This is a genomic window from Virgibacillus dakarensis (assembly GCF_900155625.1).
Classification (GTDB): domain Bacteria; phylum Bacillota; class Bacilli; order Bacillales; family Amphibacillaceae; genus Lentibacillus_C; species Lentibacillus_C populi.
The window spans coordinates 352,112-371,989 of record NZ_LT732554.1; the positions used below are offsets into that span (position 1 = coordinate 352,112).

Annotated in this window: 15 protein-coding genes, 1 pseudogene and 1 other annotated feature (1 of these 17 running past the window's edge); of the genes and pseudogenes, 3 read left to right on the forward strand and 13 right to left on the reverse strand. The window is 40.2% G+C overall.

The features are described 5' to 3' along the window. Positions 1–135 precede the first annotated feature (135 nt). From cydC to csaA, 5 genes are all read right to left on the reverse strand, one after another. Positions 136–1,854: a thiol reductant ABC exporter subunit CydC gene (cydC, locus tag CZ382_RS11280; protein ID WP_088051340.1), complete on the reverse strand. Its 1,719-nt coding sequence runs from the start codon at positions 1,852–1,854 to the stop codon at positions 136–138. Further along, positions 1,854–3,587 (reverse strand): thiol reductant ABC exporter subunit CydD, encoded by a 1,734-nt coding sequence (gene cydD / locus CZ382_RS11285; RefSeq protein ID WP_088053449.1) that lies wholly within the window; start codon positions 3,585–3,587, stop codon positions 1,854–1,856. Before cydD ends, cydC begins: the two co-directional genes overlap by 1 nt. Positions 3,588–3,634: 47 nt before the next feature. Further along, entirely contained in the window at positions 3,635–4,648 is a 1,014-nt protein-coding gene (locus CZ382_RS11290; protein WP_088051341.1) for a cytochrome d ubiquinol oxidase subunit II, read from the reverse strand. Further along, positions 4,645–5,994, reverse strand: a complete 1,350-nt coding sequence (locus CZ382_RS11295) for a cytochrome ubiquinol oxidase subunit I (protein WP_088051342.1) — start codon at positions 5,992–5,994, stop codon at positions 4,645–4,647. The genes CZ382_RS11290 and CZ382_RS11295 overlap by 4 nt, the downstream gene beginning before the upstream one ends. 299 nt (positions 5,995–6,293) lie before the next feature. Next, positions 6,294–6,623, reverse strand: a complete 330-nt coding sequence (gene csaA / locus CZ382_RS11300; protein WP_088051343.1) for a chaperone CsaA — start codon at positions 6,621–6,623, stop codon at positions 6,294–6,296. A gap of 511 nt (positions 6,624–7,134) precedes the next feature. On the opposite strand from csaA, the gene CZ382_RS11305 reads away from it, so the two are divergent. Next, positions 7,135–7,983, forward strand: a complete 849-nt coding sequence (locus tag CZ382_RS11305) for a serine/threonine protein kinase (protein ID WP_088051344.1) — start codon at positions 7,135–7,137, stop codon at positions 7,981–7,983. Between the two features lie 174 nt (positions 7,984–8,157). Here CZ382_RS11305 and CZ382_RS11310 read toward each other — a convergent pair whose 3' ends face one another. Genes CZ382_RS11310 through CZ382_RS11325 form a run of 4 tightly spaced genes read right to left on the reverse strand, consistent with a single transcriptional unit; the run spans position 8,158 to position 12,474 of the window. Next, positions 8,158–8,655 carry a PadR family transcriptional regulator gene (locus CZ382_RS11310; RefSeq protein ID WP_088051345.1) on the reverse strand — a complete coding sequence of 166 codons (498 nt, stop codon included), beginning with the start codon at positions 8,653–8,655 and terminating at the stop codon, positions 8,158–8,160. 12 nt (positions 8,656–8,667) lie between these two features. Then, positions 8,668–11,139 carry an ABC transporter permease gene (locus CZ382_RS11315; RefSeq protein WP_159457791.1) on the reverse strand — a complete coding sequence of 824 codons (2,472 nt, stop codon included), beginning with the start codon at positions 11,137–11,139 and terminating at the stop codon, positions 8,668–8,670. Then, complete coding sequence (locus CZ382_RS11320; protein WP_088051347.1) at positions 11,108–11,821, reverse strand: ABC transporter ATP-binding protein; 714 nt, start codon at positions 11,819–11,821, stop codon at positions 11,108–11,110. The genes CZ382_RS11315 and CZ382_RS11320 overlap by 32 nt, the downstream gene beginning before the upstream one ends. Positions 11,822–11,826: 5 nt before the next feature. Further along, a complete protein-coding gene (locus tag CZ382_RS11325; protein WP_088051348.1) occupies positions 11,827–12,474 on the reverse strand; it encodes a hypothetical protein in 648 nt (215 codons plus the stop codon). A 746-nt stretch (positions 12,475–13,220) separates the two neighbouring features. Between CZ382_RS11325 and CZ382_RS11335 the strand changes: the two genes are divergently transcribed. Together CZ382_RS11335 and CZ382_RS11340 are read left to right on the forward strand one after the other, a co-directional pair. After that, entirely contained in the window at positions 13,221–13,430 is a 210-nt protein-coding gene (locus tag CZ382_RS11335) for a hypothetical protein (RefSeq protein WP_088051350.1), read from the forward strand. Positions 13,431–13,617: 187 nt separating this feature from the next. Next, on the forward strand, positions 13,618–13,968 hold the full coding sequence (locus CZ382_RS11340) for a VOC family protein (protein ID WP_088051351.1): 351 nt from the start codon (positions 13,618–13,620) through the stop codon (positions 13,966–13,968). A 113-nt stretch (positions 13,969–14,081) separates the two neighbouring features. On the opposite strand, the gene CZ382_RS11345 is transcribed toward CZ382_RS11340, so the two are convergent. From CZ382_RS11345 to ileS, 4 genes and pseudogenes are all read right to left on the reverse strand, one after another. After that, positions 14,082–14,840: a class I SAM-dependent methyltransferase gene (locus CZ382_RS11345; protein ID WP_088051352.1), complete on the reverse strand. Its 759-nt coding sequence runs from the start codon at positions 14,838–14,840 to the stop codon at positions 14,082–14,084. 40 nt (positions 14,841–14,880) lie between these two features. After that, positions 14,881–15,603 carry a hypothetical protein gene (locus CZ382_RS11350; RefSeq protein WP_088051353.1) on the reverse strand — a complete coding sequence of 241 codons (723 nt, stop codon included), beginning with the start codon at positions 15,601–15,603 and terminating at the stop codon, positions 14,881–14,883. Further along, positions 15,603–16,420, reverse strand: a pseudogene (locus CZ382_RS11355) (ATP-binding cassette domain-containing protein); the annotation flags it as partial. The pseudogene CZ382_RS11355 and the gene CZ382_RS11350, both read right to left, overlap by 1 nt. A gap of 215 nt (positions 16,421–16,635) precedes the next feature. Next, a complete protein-coding gene (ileS, locus tag CZ382_RS11365) occupies positions 16,636–19,728 on the reverse strand; it encodes an isoleucine--tRNA ligase (RefSeq protein WP_088051356.1) in 3,093 nt (1,030 codons plus the stop codon). Positions 19,729–19,780: 52 nt separating this feature from the next. Then, positions 19,781–19,878 (reverse strand) — a binding site (T-box leader); it runs 157 nt beyond the window's last position.

Genomic DNA, 19,878 nt, shown 5'->3' on the forward strand with positions numbered 1-19,878 from the left:
CCTTCCCTTAAATCTTTCCTTTCCAATAATACTCGAATTATAGTAAGAAGCAAACCATGTTCAACCGGTTTCTCCTTAATAGTACGAATGGGAGGGGGAAAAGTTTCATTAGTAATGGTTATAATAATAAAAGCACTACAGCAAACCTTTTTCTATTTCTTTCATCTTGTAAAAATAGCCTTTTCGTTCAATTAGTTCTGCAAATGTACCAGATTCAATAATCTTTCCTTGCTCCATTACGATAATCTGATCCATTTTTTCCAGACCAGTTAAACGATGGCTCACTAATACGAGTGTATCGTCTTTCGCTTGTTTAAAAAGCCGCTCATAAATGGCTTGCTCGGTCAGAGCATCTATAGACGAGGTGGGCTCATCCAACAGCCAGAGCCGCCCTCCCTTCAGCATTACACGGGCAATCGCCAGCCTTTGTTTTTCACCACCTGACAGATTTTCTCCCTTTTCAAAAATAGGATCAGCTAAGGAAAGATGCTCCAATCGCACGTTGGCTAGTGCATTTTCCATCTGTTCATCAGTCAAGTTATCTTTAGCCAAAAGCAAGTTATCCCGGACGGTACCAAAGAAAAAGTGGTTTTCCTGCAAAACAACTTTAGCTACATTCCAGATGCTCGTTTGATCAATTGTGCCGATGGAAACACCATCGAATAAAATATTTCCCTGATCAGCCTTGTATATTTTTAAAAGCAGCTGTAACAATGTCGATTTCCCCGAGCCACTCGGCCCAACGATAGCTGTCTTGGAACCTGCTGGCAAACGTAAAGATACATCTTGAAAAGCTGTTCTCCATTCATCTGGAAAACGGAAAGTAACATCATTCAATTCAATCGAGGGCGCTTTATGATGCTCCAGCTGTTTCAGATCTTCCTGTATCTCTTCCTCCACTTTTTCCTCACGAACAATAGAGAATAGGCGAGTTGCTGCTCGTTTGCAGTCTTGCAAATAGATAGGAAGAACAGCCATTGGCGATGCATCCTCAAAAACCGTCAATGAAATCATTACAAGCATCGCAAGGAATATCCCTTCCAGCTCGCCTTCCACTACAAAATAGGCACCCAGCGCCAGGATAAACCACGATACTATTAGTGATATAAACGTATTTACAGATTGGCTATACATCATGTTGATGCCTTCCTGTTCTTGCTCTTTAATATACGCCTCAGATGAATGGATTAGTGATCGCTCTTTCTCCTCTAGCTTCTGGTAGATTTTCAAATCACGAAAACCGTGGAGAAATTCAGTAACCTCCGTCGATAGTTCTCCCCTTCCCTCGCGTATTCGACTGGCAATTTTCGCCTGCCTCACTGCAAATAATACAGGGACAACAAAAACTGTTATTATAAGTCCAATAAGTAAGGCGAGCGCTGCATAAATAGAAAAGAAGGATGTGAATAGAATGGTACTCAAAAACACGATCGTCAACACAATCGGTGGATAAAAAATTCGTAAAAAGAAATTCTGTAAACGTTCCACATCGCCAACAATTCGCGCCAGCAGATCCCCGCTTCGGTAATTTTGCAAAATTCCCGGGGCTAATGGTTCCAGTTTTTCAAAGAAAAAAATACGCAAATTACTTAAAATCGTAAATGTCGCCCGGTGGGAAAAATACCGCTCCAGATAACGGCTAATCGCCTTGGTAAAACCGAGCAGCTTCACTGTAGACGTTAAAATAATTAACGCATAAATAGGAGGGGCCAAGGCTGCTTTGGAAATCAAGTATCCACTTGCAGCAAAAAGCCCGACAGCAGCTATACCAGCAACAAAGCCAAACAGAATCGAATAAAAAATATCCTTTTTTTCCGCCATCATTAACTTAACAACAATTGCTAAATCTTTCATTATTCTGCAATCCCTCCCTGTTGAACCGACACCATGTCACGATATGCTGCCACTGTGTTCATCAGCTGATGATGGGTACCAGCTGCAATCAACCGGCCATTTTCCAGGAAAAGAATGCTATCTGAATGCTTAATAGTATGAAGACGGTGGGCAACGGTAATTACTGTAGCATTCTTGGACAATTGCCTCATCGAACGTTGTAACATTCGTTCTGTATAAAGATCAAGCCCGGTGGTTGGTTCATCAAAAAGAATCACCGATGGCTGCTTCAAAAACGCTCTTGCCAGGGCAACCCGCTGTTTTTCACCGCCCGAAAGTCCTCTGCCCGCCTCCCCGATAGCTGTATCATACCCTGCATCAAGTGATTGAATCATCTCCGCAATTCCCGCCTGCTCAGCAGCCTGCTCTACTTCACTACGGGATGCATCATGATTCCCGCCGATGGCAATGTTTTCTGCTATCGTACCGGAGAAAATATACGGATGCTGCGAAATATAACTCAATTGATTAAACCAGTCCTTTTCTTTGTAAACTGATAACGGCTGCCCATTAACAAGAATACTTCCGGTTGACGGCGCAACTAATCCAGCGAGCAAATGTAATAGTGTTGTTTTCCCCGACCCACTCTCGCCGACAATGGCAATTTGCCCGTATGACGGTATCTCTGCGTTTATATTCTTTAAGGCAAACTGTTCTTCTCCATAGCTAAAGCCTGCGTCTTGTAATACAATAGCTGGCGGGGTCAACTCTATTTGCAAGCTTTGATTCTCCCATTGAACGCCAGAGTCTTTTTCAGCTAATTCAGCAAACACCTTATTGGCTGCACCCATACTGCTTTTTCCGTTATGAAAAGCACTTCCCAGTTCCTTTAAAGCATTATAAAACTCGGGTGCAAGCACTAATACGAAGAAACCGATAAAAAAGGAAATGCTTTCATAAATAATTAATTGGATAGATACCTCAAGGGCAATAATCCCGATACTGAGCATTGAAATCAGCTCTAACATGAACGACGAGGTAAAGGCAATCTTTAAGATCTTCATGGTCGCATCACGAAACCCGATACTGCTTTGTTCGATCGCTTGTTTTTGCTGTGTTGCCCGTCCAAATAATTTAAGTGTGACAAGCCCCTGTAAAATATCAAGAAACCGGCCTGAAAATGCCCCAAGCTGCTCCATCTGCTCTTCTGACTTTTTCTTCGTTTGCATACCAATAATGACCATAAAAATTGGAATAAACGGTGCTGTAATAGTCATAATCAGGCCCGTATTGACATGCTGCGTAAAGACCACAATCAGAATGAAAAGCGGAATAAAGGAAGTGCGCATCACTTGTGGAATGTATTGACTAAAATAGCTATCCACTTGATCAACAGCGTCCATCATAACACTCACTTTTTCACCCGATTGCCCACGTAATGAGGCCTGTACAGGGTTACTTGCGTATTTATTTAAAAGGGCCTTGCGAAAATCAGCCTTTGCTATTGCAGCCATCCTTACACCTGTCCGACTACTTACATAAGCAGATATGGTTCTTATCAACAGAACGATCAGCAATCCCACCAAAAATGGCAGGATCGCTTTATAGGATTGCCCTTGTAAAAAAACACCATCAACAATCCGGACAAAAAGATAAGCCTGTCCAATAATAGCCCCACTGGTTATGACAGCTAAAATCAGCAAAAAAACCAGACTGCTTTTCTGTTTAAATGCTACTTCTTTTAAATTACGCACCATTGATCAATTCCCCTATTTTAAAATCGTCAAATGCAGTTACACTATTATCTTTTGCCTTTCACGTAATCCGCATCGAATAAAAACAGCCTCATTAATAAAATCAAGGAGGGAATTAACAAACACAATCCCGCAATAAATGCAACTATCAATGCAAATCCCATTGACTGATGTGTAGCACCCTCTGTAATCGTAATATACGGATCAAGGATATATGGCAAATGTCCCGCTCCATAGCCGAAAAAGGCAAAGAAGAATTGGAACATCACGCTTATAAAAGCAAGTCCATAATGTTTTCCTTGATAAAGCAGGGCCATTGCAATCAGGAAAAATCCGACAGATAAGCCGAACATCCACCATAAATCAAGCATTGCTTCATAATGTCTTTGGTTATGCTGACTTAATGCAATAAATGCCGTAAGACTGGCAATGATCGTTGGAACACTCCAAAATAAAGCGTATTTCCTCACGAGCGTTAATGCCGGCCTGTCATTTGCCCTTGCAGCATAAAACGTTAAAAATGTAGCACTGATAAAAAGCACCGATACGATCGCTAAAAATACCACACTCCATGAATATGGATTGGTAAATAACTCGAAATACTTCAGGGAAACAACCCCATTTTCTTCAACGATAAAGCCACCTTCTGATAATGTTAATGCCATAGACAATGATGCCGGAATCAACAAACCTGTTGCGCCATACAGAAACATGTATACATTGCTCTTTTTTGAGCCATAATTTTCAAATGCATAAAAAGAACCCCGAATCGCCAGCAGTATAATCGCAATACTTCCCGGAACCAGCAGCGCGGTACCGTAATAATGAGCGGTATCTGGAAAGAACCCGACGACACCGACAAAGAAGAATACGAAAAATACGTTCGTCACTTCCCATACCGGTGATAAATATCTGGAAATTAATTGATTCATCACATGATCTTTCTTCGTAATTTTGGCGTAATATGCATAGAATCCCGCGCCAAAGTCTACGGAAGCTACGATCAGATAACCGTAGAGAAAAATCCATAAAACGGTAATTCCAATCATTTCATAACTCATGAATCATCACCCTTTTCTATCGTTGGGTACAATTTTTCCAATTCCTCTTCAGCAGGATTCGAACGAAACATTTTCCGTAAAGTCACAGTACAAAGTGTTCCCAACACGATATACAAACCTAAAAACAACCAGAACATCAGTCCAATATAAGGGGAGGATGTTGCGGCCTCCTCTACCGTCATATAGCCCCGAATAATCCACGGCTGGCGGCCCTCTTCGGCAAGAATCCAGCCAAACTCGATCGCCAAAAATGCTAATGGTCCAGATAGAAAAATTAATATAAGCAGACCTTTATTATGTTCATTCCACTTTTTCACCTTACTGAAGATGAGATAAAGCATTGACACTGCTAAAAGAAAAATGCCAATAGCGGTCATTAAGTCAAACATATAATGGATCCAAAGCGGTGGTCTTACTTCTTCAGGAAATTCCTCCAACCCTGTTACTTCACTATTAAAGTCGCTGTGTGCCAGAAAGCTCAACAATTTAGGGAACCGAAACTCGTACCTCGGTTCGTTCTGCTCGTCAAGCCAGCCAAACATTATCAAGTCTGCCCCTTTTTCTGTTTCAAAGTGCCATTCAGCTGCAGCCAATTTTTCTGATTGGTGTTCAGCAAGAAATTTAGCCGACAGGTCTCCGGCTATAGCGGTTAGGGATGCAAATATGAACGTAACTGTAACGGTAAGCTTTAATGCCTTTTTATGATAGTCAGAAGCTTTTTTTCGTAACATCATAAAGGCAGAAATTGCTGCAAGAATAGCCGCACACGTTACATACGCCGAAGTTAATACATGAAACACTTTAGATGGGGTGGCTGGATTAAACATTGCGGTAATTGGATTGACCGCTGCAAACGCACCATTTGCCATTGTGAATCCTTCCGGTGTGTTCATAAAGGCATTAACAGTAGTAATAAATATCGCGGAAAGCCCGCCGCCTATGACAACCGGTAGCGATAACAACCAGTGGGTGAACGGCTTTTTAAACCGATCCCAAGTGTATAAATACATGCCAAGAAAAATGGCCTCAAAGAAAAACGCAAACACTTCCATAAACAACGGCAGACTAATCACATTGCCAGCAACCTGCATAAATTCCGGCCATACAAGCGATAATTGCAAACCAATAGCGGTTCCGGTTACAACACCAACCGCAACTGTAATCACAAAGCCGCGTGCCCAGCGCCTGGCTAGCATCCTATAGTGCGGGTCCTTTTTCTTGACTCCTATGAATTCTGCAATCGAGATCATTAATGGGATCCCTACTCCAAGCGTTGCGAATATGATATGAAAGCCAAGCGTCATCGTTGTAATCAACCTGCTCATCAAGACCGGATCAACATTCATCACGATAAAACCTCCCTGCTCATTTGCTCACTACTGATCAAAGTCTATTATATCTTTTAACTACTACCCCTAAGTTTCCCCATTATGAGCGGAATTAAGCAATAAGGATAATAGTTGAAATAAACCTATTTACACTTTACAGATAGTATAAACCATTTTGCTGGAAAAGAAAGATCATAGTCATGACAAATAAGTGACATTTAAGAAAGTGCCATTTTTATCCACGCCTGGCAAGTGGAAAAGGAAATGGCCGAAAATACAATTTGCATGTTCAGCCATTTCGTATAAACGTTATGCTGTTATCCAACAGGCGAACCATTGTCAATTGCTTCATCCGGTCTTAGCAGTACTACATCGCCTTCCCCTGGCATACCGCCGAGAACCAGTACCTCCGACTTAAAACCGGCAACACGCATTGGCGGAAAGTTTACTACCGCGGCTACTTGACGACCAACTAGCTGATCAGGCTCATATCGTTTCGTAATTTGCGCCGATGATTGTTTAACACCAATTTCCCCAAAGTCAATTTCTAATTTAATTGCCGGTTTTCGCGCCTCCGGAAATGGCTCAGCCTTTAGTATAGTACCTATACGAATATCCAGCTTCATGAAATCCTCAATTGTTGCCATTACTATAGCCTCCCATTTTAATTTGACCCAATTTTACACCATTTCAGTGCTAAATGGTATTCTGCAAGCCGACAAAAGGTAATGGGAACCCATTTAAAAGACCGCTATACTATTAAATGTACTATGCTATCCTCTATAGTTATTCGATTCAATTCTTCATTTTTCGGTCATTTTATTCATTCGAATTGATAATCCCTGCCATACGATAAACTTCATTGATAAAGTCAACGATGGCAGAAAGGTTCAACTTTAATCAATGCAGTAGGATTCAATCAAATAAAGGAGGGAAAACGCACATGACTTACTTTGGTGAAGTAACTCCAGCTGCAACAAACAGCTCTTCTGTAACCGGAACGAGTAATAGCGGTACCTCAGCTGATGGCGAAACTGATTAACTAGTCATCATCAGGAAAGGGATGCTAGGTGTGTGGATGATCCTGGTCTTAGGGGGTCGTCCACTCCCTGCTAATTCCGATCCTAAATCAGATGACAGCAAGGAGGAGTTTAAACCATGACAACTGACACCGAAGGAAACCAAACTAACGGGCAACTAACCGATAATCCTGCGTTCATTAAGGAGGGGGATTATCTTTTTCCCAGGTATACCGTTATAGAACTCATGCGTCGTGGAAAAGACTGCGACGTCTATCATGTGTGGAGTGAGGATCGTTACTGTAGCTGTATTGGAAAATGCCTGCGACCAGACCGGTTGGAAAAGCGTGCTGCCAAGGAACGGTTGATACGGGAAGGAGAATACTTAAAAAGATTAACCCATCCAAACCTTGTTCGTGCCTATGAGGTTCACAACGATCCTTTCCCGATCATGATACAGGAAACGCTAACCGGTCAAACGCTTCATCACCTGGTCAAGACACAGCAGAACCGTCGTCTGTCCGTGAAGCAATTGGCTCATTTGGGTGCTCAATTATGTTCTGTTATGCATTACCTTCATCAAGAAGGAATATTACATTTAGATTTAAAACCATCCAATATCATTAATCAACCTCCATTGGCTAAAGTAATTGACCTTAGTATTGCAGCTCAACCAGGGGAAATAAAAAAAGGTGCTGGGACACGCCAATTCATGGCGCCCGAACAAGCTCGCGGTGACCAATTGACCACTGCAGCAGACATATGGGGAATCGGTGCAGTACTATTTTTTGCTGCTACCGGGAATGCGCCATTTCAAACCTATGATGGCAATCGATATGATCAATTAGAACGGTGTGCGGAAAAAGTTCAAACCTGTCGCCGCTTACCAGCTAATTTCGCTAACATCATTAACCGCTCGCTTCACCCTAACCCATTGCAACGTCCAAAAATCGAGGAAATAGCATCAACCATGAAGCAGCATTACTAATTGAAAATGCTGCTCCTTCGGTTAATTTAAATTGACTGGTCTGGGCGGGAGTTTATTTTTTAAAAACCTTCTTGAACGTTTACACACCAATTTTTATGCTAACTAATATGGTGTCCTGAAAAACAGGCTGAAAAAAAGTGCCCAACCTAATTTCAGTTTGAGCACGACCTATCGTTAATCCTTCGCAATCATATCCAGCCATTTTATGTCCGCTTCCAAATGAAGCAACGCCCCTTCTACAAGCAGCTTCATTGTTTGATTCCCAGCTTGGTTCATCTGTTTTTTAAATTGCGTAAGGTGCAGGACATCTTTTATAATTGTCTGCTTCTGCACCTGAATCATATTTTGTTTTTCCTGGTAATCTACGTGACTGGCACAGAGGTATTTAAAATAAAACTCGTCTTTGAGCAAAGAACGCTCTACAGGATTTTTTAGCCAGTTCCATAGTTCTTTTTTTCCTTGTTCGGTGATCGTATATAGTTTACGATCCTTCTTATCATGTCCCGGTGATTCAACGAGATTATCCCGCTCCAACCTGTCAAGTGTCGTATATACCTGACCGGCATTGAGCGGCCACATGCTTTGAACAAGTTCATCAAAACCTGTTTTTAACTCATAACCATGGCTCGGTTTCTCATATAGTAATGCGAGTAATGAGTGTTTTACAGACATAAGTATCCCCGCTTATTCATAAGATATCGCTTCCTTAACCGGAACTCGTGATGCCGTGATGCTTGGCAACCATGCTGCAACCATTGTAAATAGTATACCACCTGCAACTGCCAAAAATAAACTTACCCACGGAACCGTAAAACTTAATAGTGCCTGCGCTTGATCAGACTGTGCGTTTAAGTAGGTAGCAAGAATGCCATAAACAACCCCTACAACCACACCGGTAACCCCAATAATTAATCCCTCTGCAATGATCATAAATTTGACTTGCCGTTTTGTAAAACCGATTGCCCGCATCGTACCAATTTCCTTTATCCGCTCAAGTGTATTCATAAATAGTGTATTACTAACCCCTATAGCGGATAGCGCTATAACTAAAAGAAGCAGCCCCTGCATAAGCTCATTCATTCCAGTTAACGCGTTGGTCGATTGTTCTACCCGTTGCGATAAACTCGATATACTTGAAAGTTCCTCCCCATAATTTTCCGATAGCTTCGAATATATGAATGGAATACTTGCTTTTCCGTTTGTAACTATCGCCACGTGAAACAGATGGGACCAATTTAGAACCTCCCCAAGTATTGACTCTTCTACAAATGCTACATAACTTGTATAGTGGGAGGTCTGCACACTCCCTTTTACATAGAAATCCGTCTTTCCAGCGGGAGTATTTAATGTAATATGATCTCCAACTTCGCCACCCCACTCAGCCAATGCGCGTTCTCCGAGATAAAGTTGCGGGAACCCGGCCACTTCCTTGGCTTCATCTGAAATACGAAAGAATGCAGCTTTATCTGGATCACCTGAGTAGCTCATGATGGAAAATTCCCTGTCTTCACCAGCTTTGGTTTGCCACGTAACATTTGGAATGTCTGCAAATCGATAAACATTTGCAGTACCTTCGATTCCTTGAATAACATCTAGATCATCATCCTGCCATGGTGTTTCCTTCATGACATGGATATCGCCACCAAATGTACTGCGAACTTCATCCTCCATTCCATCTGGAAGTGATTCAAGAGCCGCACTCATAAACATTGCCAAACTAACACCAATTGCTAGCATTGCGGATGTATTTGCATTACGATTTTCAAACAGGCTGACTGATCGAACTGCCTGCTTTCCAGCGAACCGAAAAGTGATCTGAAATAAGGGATTGATAATTCTTAGAATTGCTCGCATAAACAATGGGTACAAAAGGACAAGCCCGACAAAGAGCAGTAAAAATGCCCAAGCGTTATCAATCAATCCTATTCCGGTACATATAATACCTGCGATTATCCGGATAATACTTGCTCTTTTGCCGCCCTGCCGTGATACTGTCCGATCAACCATTGCTTCCAAAACTGGTGTTTTACCCGCCCGATAAACAGGGATAGCAGCAGCCAAGAAAGGAAATAGAAGCCCAACTGTTGCCGAAATAGTAAGCGGTGCCGCCAATTCCATATCGTATGTAATATCCTGCGAGGCAATTGCTGACATCAGCATTTCCTGAAAGAAATCACCAAACCAAATACCAAGCGGGAGCCCAACAACAGTTCCTATTAAGGAAAGAAGTCCGATTTCCTGAAGAACCAAACGATAAATACCTTTAGTTGTATAGCCTAAACTTTTCATCACAGCGAATTCTTTTCTTCGTTCAATAATACCCGCATAAATCATGTTAAACGCAATAAACCCGCTGATAAATATAGATAAAATGGCTATTATATCGAACGTATAGTATAGACCTTCCACATCATTATTTTGCCTGTCATCCATAACGACTGGCTGCACGAATAAATCAGATAATGCAAGCTCTGCTTGATAAGCAGCAAGAAGCTCATCCTTTTTTGAACCATCGTTTGTTACAAATCTATAGCTGGTAATCTGCCCTTTTGCTCCAGTCCATTCTTGCAAAATATCAAGCGGAACCATAACTTGTGAAGAACTGACACTCGCCTGTTCCTTTGTCCGGGGACTGCTTAGCATCGAGCCCTCATAAACAATTGCGGTAACGTCCATACTGCCCATATTTTTAAATGTAACCGTATCGCCTATTCCCTTTTTCCAAAGCTTTGCAGCATTCTCCGTAATAATAAGCCCTTCCTCGGAAATATCACCCTCTTTTACAGGAAGTTCAAATAAACCATTATCGAAAGTTGATACACCTGTGAACCGTACAGATGTCTGCGCCGGATTCATTCCATCTATTTCTGCAATTCCTCGTTTAAGTAAAATGGCATTTTCCTTTTTGACTTCATCTCGGGTGAATAACCAGTCTAGTTCCTTCTGTTGAAAAACACGATTATTACTTTGAATCCAAAAATCCGTATCACCCATATACATTTTTTCATATCTTTCAAGTGTACTTGAAGTTGTCTGTTTTGCAATGAGCATTGCTGTCATAACAACCACGCCAAGAATGATGGCAATAAGCGTAAAGAGAAAACGTTTTTTATACCTGGTCAAATTACGCCATGAAACGCGAAAGGAACTCAGCATAATCATCATCCTCCCTTTTTACTTCGGTCTCAATGATCCCATCTTTAAACAGGACAATACGATCCGCATAGCCTGCGGAAAACATGTCATGTGTCACCATAACAATTGTCTGCCCTCTGTCCTGATGAAAGGAGGACAATAACTCTAAAATATCGCTTGAATGCTCCCTATCTAAATTACCAGTTGGTTCATCTGCAAGCAGAATGGCCGGTTTGTTAATTAGTGCACGGGCAATTGCTACGCGCTGTTGCTGTCCCCCACTCAATTCGTGCGGAAATCGTTTGCCATAGCCTTTTAAATCCACAGCATCCAAAAGATCATAAATAGCCTCTGTATCAATCTTTCTGCCACTCGCATGCATTGGAAACGCTATATTTTCATAGACTGTTAATGTTGGAAGGAGCTGATAGTTTTGAAACACAAAACCTATCTTTTGGCGTCTTATAATGGTCCGTTTTTTTTCTGATTTTGTTTCTAATTTTACACCATCCAGTGCAATCGAGCCTTCCGTTGGGATATCCAACCCACCAAGCAGCTGAAGAAGCGTACTTTTCCCTGACCCACTTGGCCCCATAATGGCTACAAACTCACCTTGTTTGACAGAAAAGTCAACACCCTTTAGTATGGGTATCACCTCTCCCCCAGCTTTATACTCTTTTTTAACACCTTTCGTATGAATCATACTAGTCACCCTTTCGAATTAGATGGAAATATTGTATATGACCACGAATAAATAAAATCGGCGATAAAAGCAATCCCCCAAACCATCGAAATACCATAAATCGTCTCATTTGCATATGGTGTTTCCATAACATTTTCTGTACCGATCCAAGATAAATCCTTTATATATTCCAGGGATTGGGCTGCGCCACCGGTTCCGTAAATCCAGAACGCTATTTGAAAACCAACAAATACAATAAGATGTGCAATGGAACTCCAACGGTATTTTTTGGCCATATACTGTGGATCTTTCTGTCTATTCATGATTTCTATGTCCTTAGCTGAAAGAAGTTGGACATTGCGCCATCCTCCAATTACTTTACGCATCCAACGATCTAATTTCATAAAGTCAAAAATTCCAAACGTACACGCATATACTACAAAAACCGTAATAATGATTTGAAATTTTGATATTTCACCTGTCTCCCCATAGATAAACACTGCTAGTATAGCCTCGAGAACCAATAGTGCAACAAAACAAAAAAGGAACAACAGACTAACGTTACGCTTATCAAAAAGGTAACGTACAATCCCGAACAGAAGCAGGGAAGCAAAGGATAACACTTCTATTGCGATGAACAATTCCCATTGATAGGAAAGAATTAGATCCACCATTCGATCACCTACATTCATTATATACTGAGTATCTATTTACTTAGTATATAGATACTCAGTATATAAATCAAGATGAATTTTTATTTGTAATGCAAAAAATTTCAGCAAAAAAAGACTAAACCCGAACGGATCCAGCCTTGAATGAAGGTATTCTATTTTTATTCAAAGGAAGGTAGTAAAATTATTTGTTTGACCCAATCGTGAATCCCCTGTTTAAGAGGAACTTTGCTCCTTTTTAACTGGAATCATCATTACAAATTCTGGTTAGCTGAATATGGATCTTGATTCATCGGATATTTTTCGAAATGGGTTAAGTTATTTACATTGTTTCCCCGGTATTCCTCTTGCTCAATCCATTGATACAAATATTGGTACGACTTCTTAATGTTTTGGTGTTTATCGTGTTTACAGGTTGCGTAGGTTAAGGCAGGAACTGAGATAGTCACAGGATTAATATTTCATAACCGTACAATCTCGACTCCCATCGTTTCAAAATGATAGTCAAACGCAAAGATTTTATGAATTTGTTGTTCTTTGATCATTGCTACACTTAACGCATCACAATAAGAAATTTTGTGGTTTCTATATTGTTCAAGAAGTTGAAGTGTATTATTTCTGATTGTAGTGGTCACACCTGCAATAATAAATGAATATTTCAAAGAGACGGTTACTATATGAATAATTTTCTCACTTAAAATAGTATAAAAAACAGGGTGGTACAAAAGCTATTTGATGAGGTGAAAAAAATGCCAAGTAACCAAAAAAAGAAATTCCCAATCCCGACAAAAGCAAATACTGACGGTAAAATTAGTGTCAGTAGCGGGCTGGGGACAAATAATCCGCTGAATGAAGAGGATAATTTTGCGGGGGATTCGGTTGATGAGCATAAGGAATTGGAAGCGGCTAATGAAGTGATTGCGGAAAAGATTATATCACAGGTAAATAATAATTCTTAATACCCTGCGTTACCTAACTGAAAAAGTGGCATGAATTCATTTTCATACCACTTTTTTGTTATTGTTACATCGGGTTATTTAGCTCACGAAATAGAAAACATTTTATAAAGTTCGGACTTGTAAAAAGGAAATATGGAACCTCACGGCGAATTAACTATACATACAGTATTCTCTTGGGGGTTTTATCATGAATCCAATATTAAAACAAATTGGTGCAATTTTTATGCCCGTTAAAAATATAGAAGAAGCTCGCAAATGGTATTGTGATATATTAGGAATACCAGCAGATGGTAGGATAGTATTTGGACATTTATATATCATAACCATGAGCGGAACAGAGATTGTACTGGATAGCAAGATTTTTTCAAAGGATAATGTATTTAGAACCCCACCATTCCACTTTAATACCACCGATATCGAAAAAGCATATAAGTATATGAAGGGGAAGAATGTCGAAATTGTAACAGAAATTCAGTTCGATCAATGGTTTAATTTCAAAGACCCTGATGGAAACCATCTCATGATATGCCAGTGCTAAGCTTGGTTGTTACAGTTACCTTTTTCATGTTCAAAAAATAGTACCCTATTAGGAGAGCCTCTTAATAACTTCTTCTAAAGGGTACATATTATTTTCCAAACTTATTGGACACTTTACCGAACCTCTGCCTCAAACGTAATAACCTCATCAGCACCGGTTGGATATTTATCATATACATATCCGGATGAGCAATTGATGTTTATGAACCCCAGTTCTAATAAAATTGATCGGAATTCCTCAATCCCAAACCAAATTAAATTGAATTCCTGCAACTCTGTATCCATACATTTGCCATCCTTCCACTTTTCATATTTTAGATACGTTACTGTTTTTTGGTTAATCCAGTCCATAGCAATCGATTTTCTTTCGAGTGTAATTCCTTCTCCGTTTGACAAAGAAAATGCCTCCGTTGTTACTTCCCCAGCTTTGAAATCGTGTGGCAACAACAAATCAATAATAATGCGACCTCCAGGCTCCAGATGATCTTGGAATCTTCTCAGTACATTTATGACGTCTTCACGGTTATCAAGTAAACATAAAGACCCTGTAGGCATAACAATCGCTTTATATTTATTAGACAGTTGAAAATTCTCCAAACTTGCTTGATATAGTTGGGTTGCTAATCCTCGTTTTTTACAATGCTCCCTGCATACATTGAGCATATCCTTTGAGTAATCGATTCCATCAACGTTAAATCCTTGTTCTAATATCGGAATTAGAAATCTCCCCGTTCCAACACCCGCCTCCAGCACTCTTCCATCCATATGCCTTAGCCGTTCTATATAATATTCAATATCCCCACCAATGGACTTGCCAATCGGCTTTGTTAGGTTGTAGACTTCTGTACTCAATTTTCCATAATAACTGAACATTGTTTCTTCACTCCTTAATAGGCCATACCCAACCGTAATCTCAATGGGTTCCATTATTCATCACATTCCGCTTGCGAATTCGCATAACAAACAAAAAGAACAACACACCTGAGTATATTAATACATACATCCATTCCAGCAATAATCGTGCATTTATTAATAAGCTATCATCCCCTAGCAAATCAACAATCGAAAAGGCCGGGGGAATAACCCAAGTTATATAAGACATGAATTGGGGCAGAACACCTACCAGACCACCTTTTACCAGAGAAATAAGTAACACCAGGACAAGCAGCAGCCAGGAGCTAACTGTTTTCACCCGTGTCATCCAGCTAAGGTAAATGGTAATTGAAATGCTTAACATGGATATAAGCAAATGCGAACAAGCAGCAATGAAAATATCCTGCAATGTGACTGGACGATCAAACGCCCCAATCATGATCGGGTAGAAAATAGCAAAGGCGGATAACATCGAGATGATAACCAAGACCGATAAAATCATACTGCTGAATATCTTAATAACGCTTTTGGCATTGACAATTGTTATCTGTAACTGCACAGAATCTGTTGTTTGCATGATGGTTACCGACATCCAGGCTGAAATAAAATAAAGAACAGCACACGAAACCCCATAACTGCTTAAAACTGGATTTGGTGTATATGTGTAGGAAACGATCGTCCAAAGCAAGAAAAGGCATACAGGGGGAACAAACTGATATGATCGTATATAATCTTGCATGCAGTATTTCACTAAACTTTTCACTTTTTCACCTGCTTTTTCCCATTATCATTAGATCCCAGCATCGGCAACATATCCATCTGACGGGAGACAAATTGAATGGTTCCACCTAATGCAATGATCTCGCCAATTACCTCGTTACTTTTTACAGCATGTACCGAAATAATATGGGGCGATGAAGTCTGACAGACATGCTTCATAATGAATGGCGAACTGCTAACGAAGGATAAGAGAGCCTCGGTGGCACCTGAAAATTCGATTGTTCGATATTGGTTGTTTTCCCTGGACACCATTACTTCTTTTATGTTCTGTTGGGTTACATGAATGCTCCGATCAGCTAGTCTTTCAGCAAAAAACGACTCATGACAGGTAAAGATAATTGTTGTGCCTGCCTTTTTTAATTGGGTCAGAATGTCTACCAGCCTTTTCTGTGAATCAGGATCCAATCCCGATATCGGTTCATCTAGCAAAAGCAGCTCCGGATTAGGTAAAAGGGCTTGAATGATATTCACTTTTTGCTTGTTTCCTTTGGATAAATGCTGTATGCGGGTATGCTGATAGGAATCCAAACCAAATTGCTTCATAAGTTCTCCCCTGCGGATATTCAAAACATCAGCTGAAAGCCCTTGAATTTGACCCATATGCTGTAAATACTCTATTGGTGTAAAACGCAATGACTTAGGCGTCTGTTCCGGGACATAGCCAATATTTTGCGTGAATCGATTTTGACATTCCCCTTATTCGGAACCATTAAACCGGCGATGATTTTCAGCAACGTGCTTTTACCCGACCCGTTATCTCCAGTAATAGCAACACATTCACCATTCTTTAGGGATGTGGTCGCACCTTTAAATATGCATTTTTTATGTACTGAATAGTGGATATTTGTAAGTTCTAACATATTCACATTAGGCTCCTCTGAATCTCTCATATTTCCTCATATTGAAGCATTATTCCATATAATTAATTGCCTAAATAATATTATAATAAAAGCAAGGGTGCTTTAACAGTAGCACCCCCGGTTTTGATGAGGAACTATTCTATATTTGATTTTTATTAAAGAACAATTTCTATCCCAATCATTTCATTCTCAAGCTCAATATATTTCATATTTTGCTTTTTATTAAAGTTAATATTTTTCACCAACAGATTTTGTTCCAGTAGATCTCTAAATTGTTCAACAACATCCTTTAATGAATCACTCATGCAAAAGGTAAGGTCTACCCGCTTTTCGACAGGCAAATTCAATTCTTTACGGTACTGTTGAACAGCTCGAATGAGTTCACGAGCAAGACCTTCCCTACGGAGATCTTCGTTTATGTTTGTATTTAAGAAAACGGTATAGCGTTCATTAGAAGCCATTTCCATTCCCTGCTGCGCTGTTTGATTAATGAGTAAATCCTCTTTTTCAACACGAATGGACTCTCCCGATTGCATTTCCAATGCAACATACCCTTTACCTACCACGTCATTAGCTTCTTCCACTGACATCTGTTTTAAAGCCTTTTGAACAAATCCTACTTGCTTACCAAGCTTTGGACCCGCCGTTGGGAAGTTTAGTTTAATTTCATACTGAATATTTCCTCCAGCATGTTCTTGAAAATAAACCCGCTTAACATTAATTTCTTCCTCAATGATATAACGATATTTCGACAAAAAGTTTATGTCATTTTTTTCATCAACCACAATCAATTTAGATAGAGGCTGTTTTGTTTTAATATTCGAAGCGTTACGAGTATGGCGGGCAAGCTCAATAACCTGAAGAACTCCATCCATCTCCATCTCCAACTGTTCATCAATTAAGGCTTCATCCGGTACAGGGAAGTATTCTAAGTGTACACTTTTCCCCGTTAAATTGATGTGAATTTCCTCGGTAACAAAAGGTGTAAATGGAGCAAGTAGTTTGCTCGTTGTTGTTAATACCTCGTATAACGTATGATAAGCCGCTAGTTTATCATCATTCATTCCTTTACCCCAAAAACGGTCACGGGAGCGGCGGATGTACCAATTACTAATTTGTTCAACTAGTATAGATAATTCTCTTGCTGCAGGATTAAAATCATAGTTATCAAGATGTGCCGCTACACTTTTAGAAACAGAATGCAGGCGAGATAATATCCATTTATCCAACCATGACTTTTCACCTTGGGCATGCTTATTCGGATCGAATTGATCAATCTCCGCATAAAGCACGTAAAAAGAATGAATATTAATTAGTGTGTCAACTAGCTTGGACTTTGCTTGACTGACAATATTAGCTGAAAAACGCTTATTATTCCAAGGCGCACTATCAACAAGCAGTGCCCACCGCAACGCATCTGCCCCATATTTTTTCACAAGGTCCATTGGGTTAATAACGTTCCCTTTACTTTTTGACATTTTACGTCCATCTTCATCAAGGATATGTCCGAGCGAAAGAACACGTTTGTATGGTGCTTTTCCAGTATATAAAGAAGATACGGTGAGCAGGCTGTAAAACCAGCCACGCGTCTGATCCACACCTTCTACAATGACATCTGCAGGAAATTGTTTTTCGAATAATGCAGTATTCTCAAATGGATAATGATACTGCGCAAATGGCATCGAACCACTATCAAACCATACATCGATAACTTCCTTGGTACGAACCATATCTCCTTGGCAAGACGGACAAACAAGAATTATATCATCCACATACGGTTTATGAAGTTCTAACTCATCAGAAACTGGAAGCCTGGCATGTTTATTGAGGTCCTGAATACTATCAGGCGCATATTGATGGTTACAGTTCTTGCAAATCCAAACGTTGAGTGGTGTTCCCCAATACCGATTACGACCTAGATTCCAATCAACCATGTTCTCTAGAAAATTACCAAAACGTCCATGTTTCATATGCTCCGGGTGCCATTTAATGGTTTCGTTATTTTGGATGATCGTATCTTTTATTTCCGTCGTTTTGATAAACCAGCCTTCCGTTGCATAATAGATAAGCGGGGAATCACAGCGCCAACAGTGTGGATAGCTATGTTCGTATTTTTCTTTTGAAAATAATAAACCTTTGTCTGCCAGCATTTTAATTATCTGAACATCACAATCTTTGGCAAATTCCCCAGCTAAATCAGGAACTTCATCCGTATAGCGTCCTGACTGATCAACCACGTTAATAAAATCAAGCCCGTTTGCTCTCACAGCATTGTAGTCATCTTCTCCATGCGCTGGTGCGAGATGAACGATTCCGGTACCACTTTGGTCTGTAACAAAATCCGCCTCAATAACCTCATGCCCTCTTATTAGGTTCAAATAGTCAAAAGGAGCTTGATAGGTTAAGCCAACGAAGTCACTTCCTTTATGCATGCTAATAACCTCATATTCCTCATTGAATACCTGATCTGCCAAGTCTTTTGCAACAATATATAAGTCCGCTTCCTGCCTCACCTTTACATATTCCAAATCCTTATGGACAGCTAAAGCAACATTAGCAGGAAGTGTCCAAGGTGTTGTCGTCCAGCCCAAAAAATATTCATTATCGGTCCCATTAATTTGGAATTTAGCTGTTACGGACAGATCTTTTACGTCTTTGTATCCTTGTGCAACTTCGTGAGAACTTAAGGATGTTTGGCAGCTCGGACAATATGGCGTAACACGATGTCCCTGATCCAGCAGCCCTTTTTTGTGAATCGCAGAGAGGATATACCAAACACTTTCAATATATTCATTCCGTAATGTCACATATGGATCATCCATATCAACCCAATACCCAATAGCTTCTGTAAAAGAACGCCATTGCTTCTCATAATCAAAAACACTTCTTTTACATTCCTCAATAAATTTCTCTATACCATAATCTTCAATTTCTTTTTTTCCGGAGATGCCTATCTTTTTCTCAACACCGAGTTCAACTGGAAGACCATGTGTATCCCAGCCCGCTTTGCGGATAACCTGATAACCTTGCATTGTTTTATAGCGGGCAATGAAGTCTTTTATCACACGACCCAGCACATGCCCAGCATGAGGTAGGCCATTTGCTGTTGGGGGGCCTTCATAAAAGACAAAGGTTTCCGCTCCATCACGATTTGAAACAGACTTTTCAAACGTACTTTCAGCTTTCCACATATTGTTTACTCGCTTTTCACGCTGTTGGGGAAGCTCACTTATATCAACCTTTCTCATCATCTCACTCCTCGTTTGATTTTTTCATAAAAATACAAAAACCCGCCCCTAAAGTAGGGACGAGTTTAACCCGTGTTACCACCCTGATTCCGGAAATTACTTGTAAAATAAATGTGCCGGCACTCAAACAACGTACTATCATACGCGATC

Coding starts and splice junctions, on each gene's coding strand:
- CZ382_RS11335 (WP_088051350.1), top strand. CDS start 13,221: ATGCCAAGTAACCAAAAAAAGAAATTCCCAATCCCGACAAAAGCAAAT.
- ileS (WP_088051356.1), bottom strand. CDS start 19,728: ATGAGAAAGGTTGATATAAGTGAGCTTCCCCAACAGCGTGAAAAGCGA.
- cydC (WP_088051340.1), bottom strand. CDS start 1,854: ATGAAAGATTTAGCAATTGTTGTTAAGTTAATGATGGCGGAAAAAAAG.
- CZ382_RS11290 (WP_088051341.1), bottom strand. CDS start 4,648: ATGAGTTATGAAATGATTGGAATTACCGTTTTATGGATTTTTCTCTAC.
- CZ382_RS11305 (WP_088051344.1), top strand. CDS start 7,135: ATGACAACTGACACCGAAGGAAACCAAACTAACGGGCAACTAACCGAT.
- CZ382_RS11325 (WP_088051348.1), bottom strand. CDS start 12,474: ATGGTGGATCTAATTCTTTCCTATCAATGGGAATTGTTCATCGCAATA.
- CZ382_RS11315 (WP_159457791.1), bottom strand. CDS start 11,139: ATGCTGAGTTCCTTTCGCGTTTCATGGCGTAATTTGACCAGGTATAAA.
- csaA (WP_088051343.1), bottom strand. CDS start 6,623: ATGGCAACAATTGAGGATTTCATGAAGCTGGATATTCGTATAGGTACT.
- CZ382_RS11340 (WP_088051351.1), top strand. CDS start 13,618: ATGAATCCAATATTAAAACAAATTGGTGCAATTTTTATGCCCGTTAAA.
- CZ382_RS11345 (WP_088051352.1), bottom strand. CDS start 14,840: ATGTTCAGTTATTATGGAAAATTGAGTACAGAAGTCTACAACCTAACA.
- CZ382_RS11320 (WP_088051347.1), bottom strand. CDS start 11,821: ATGATTCATACGAAAGGTGTTAAAAAAGAGTATAAAGCTGGGGGAGAG.
- CZ382_RS11310 (WP_088051345.1), bottom strand. CDS start 8,655: ATGTCTGTAAAACACTCATTACTCGCATTACTATATGAGAAACCGAGC.
- CZ382_RS11295 (WP_088051342.1), bottom strand. CDS start 5,994: ATGAATGTTGATCCGGTCTTGATGAGCAGGTTGATTACAACGATGACG.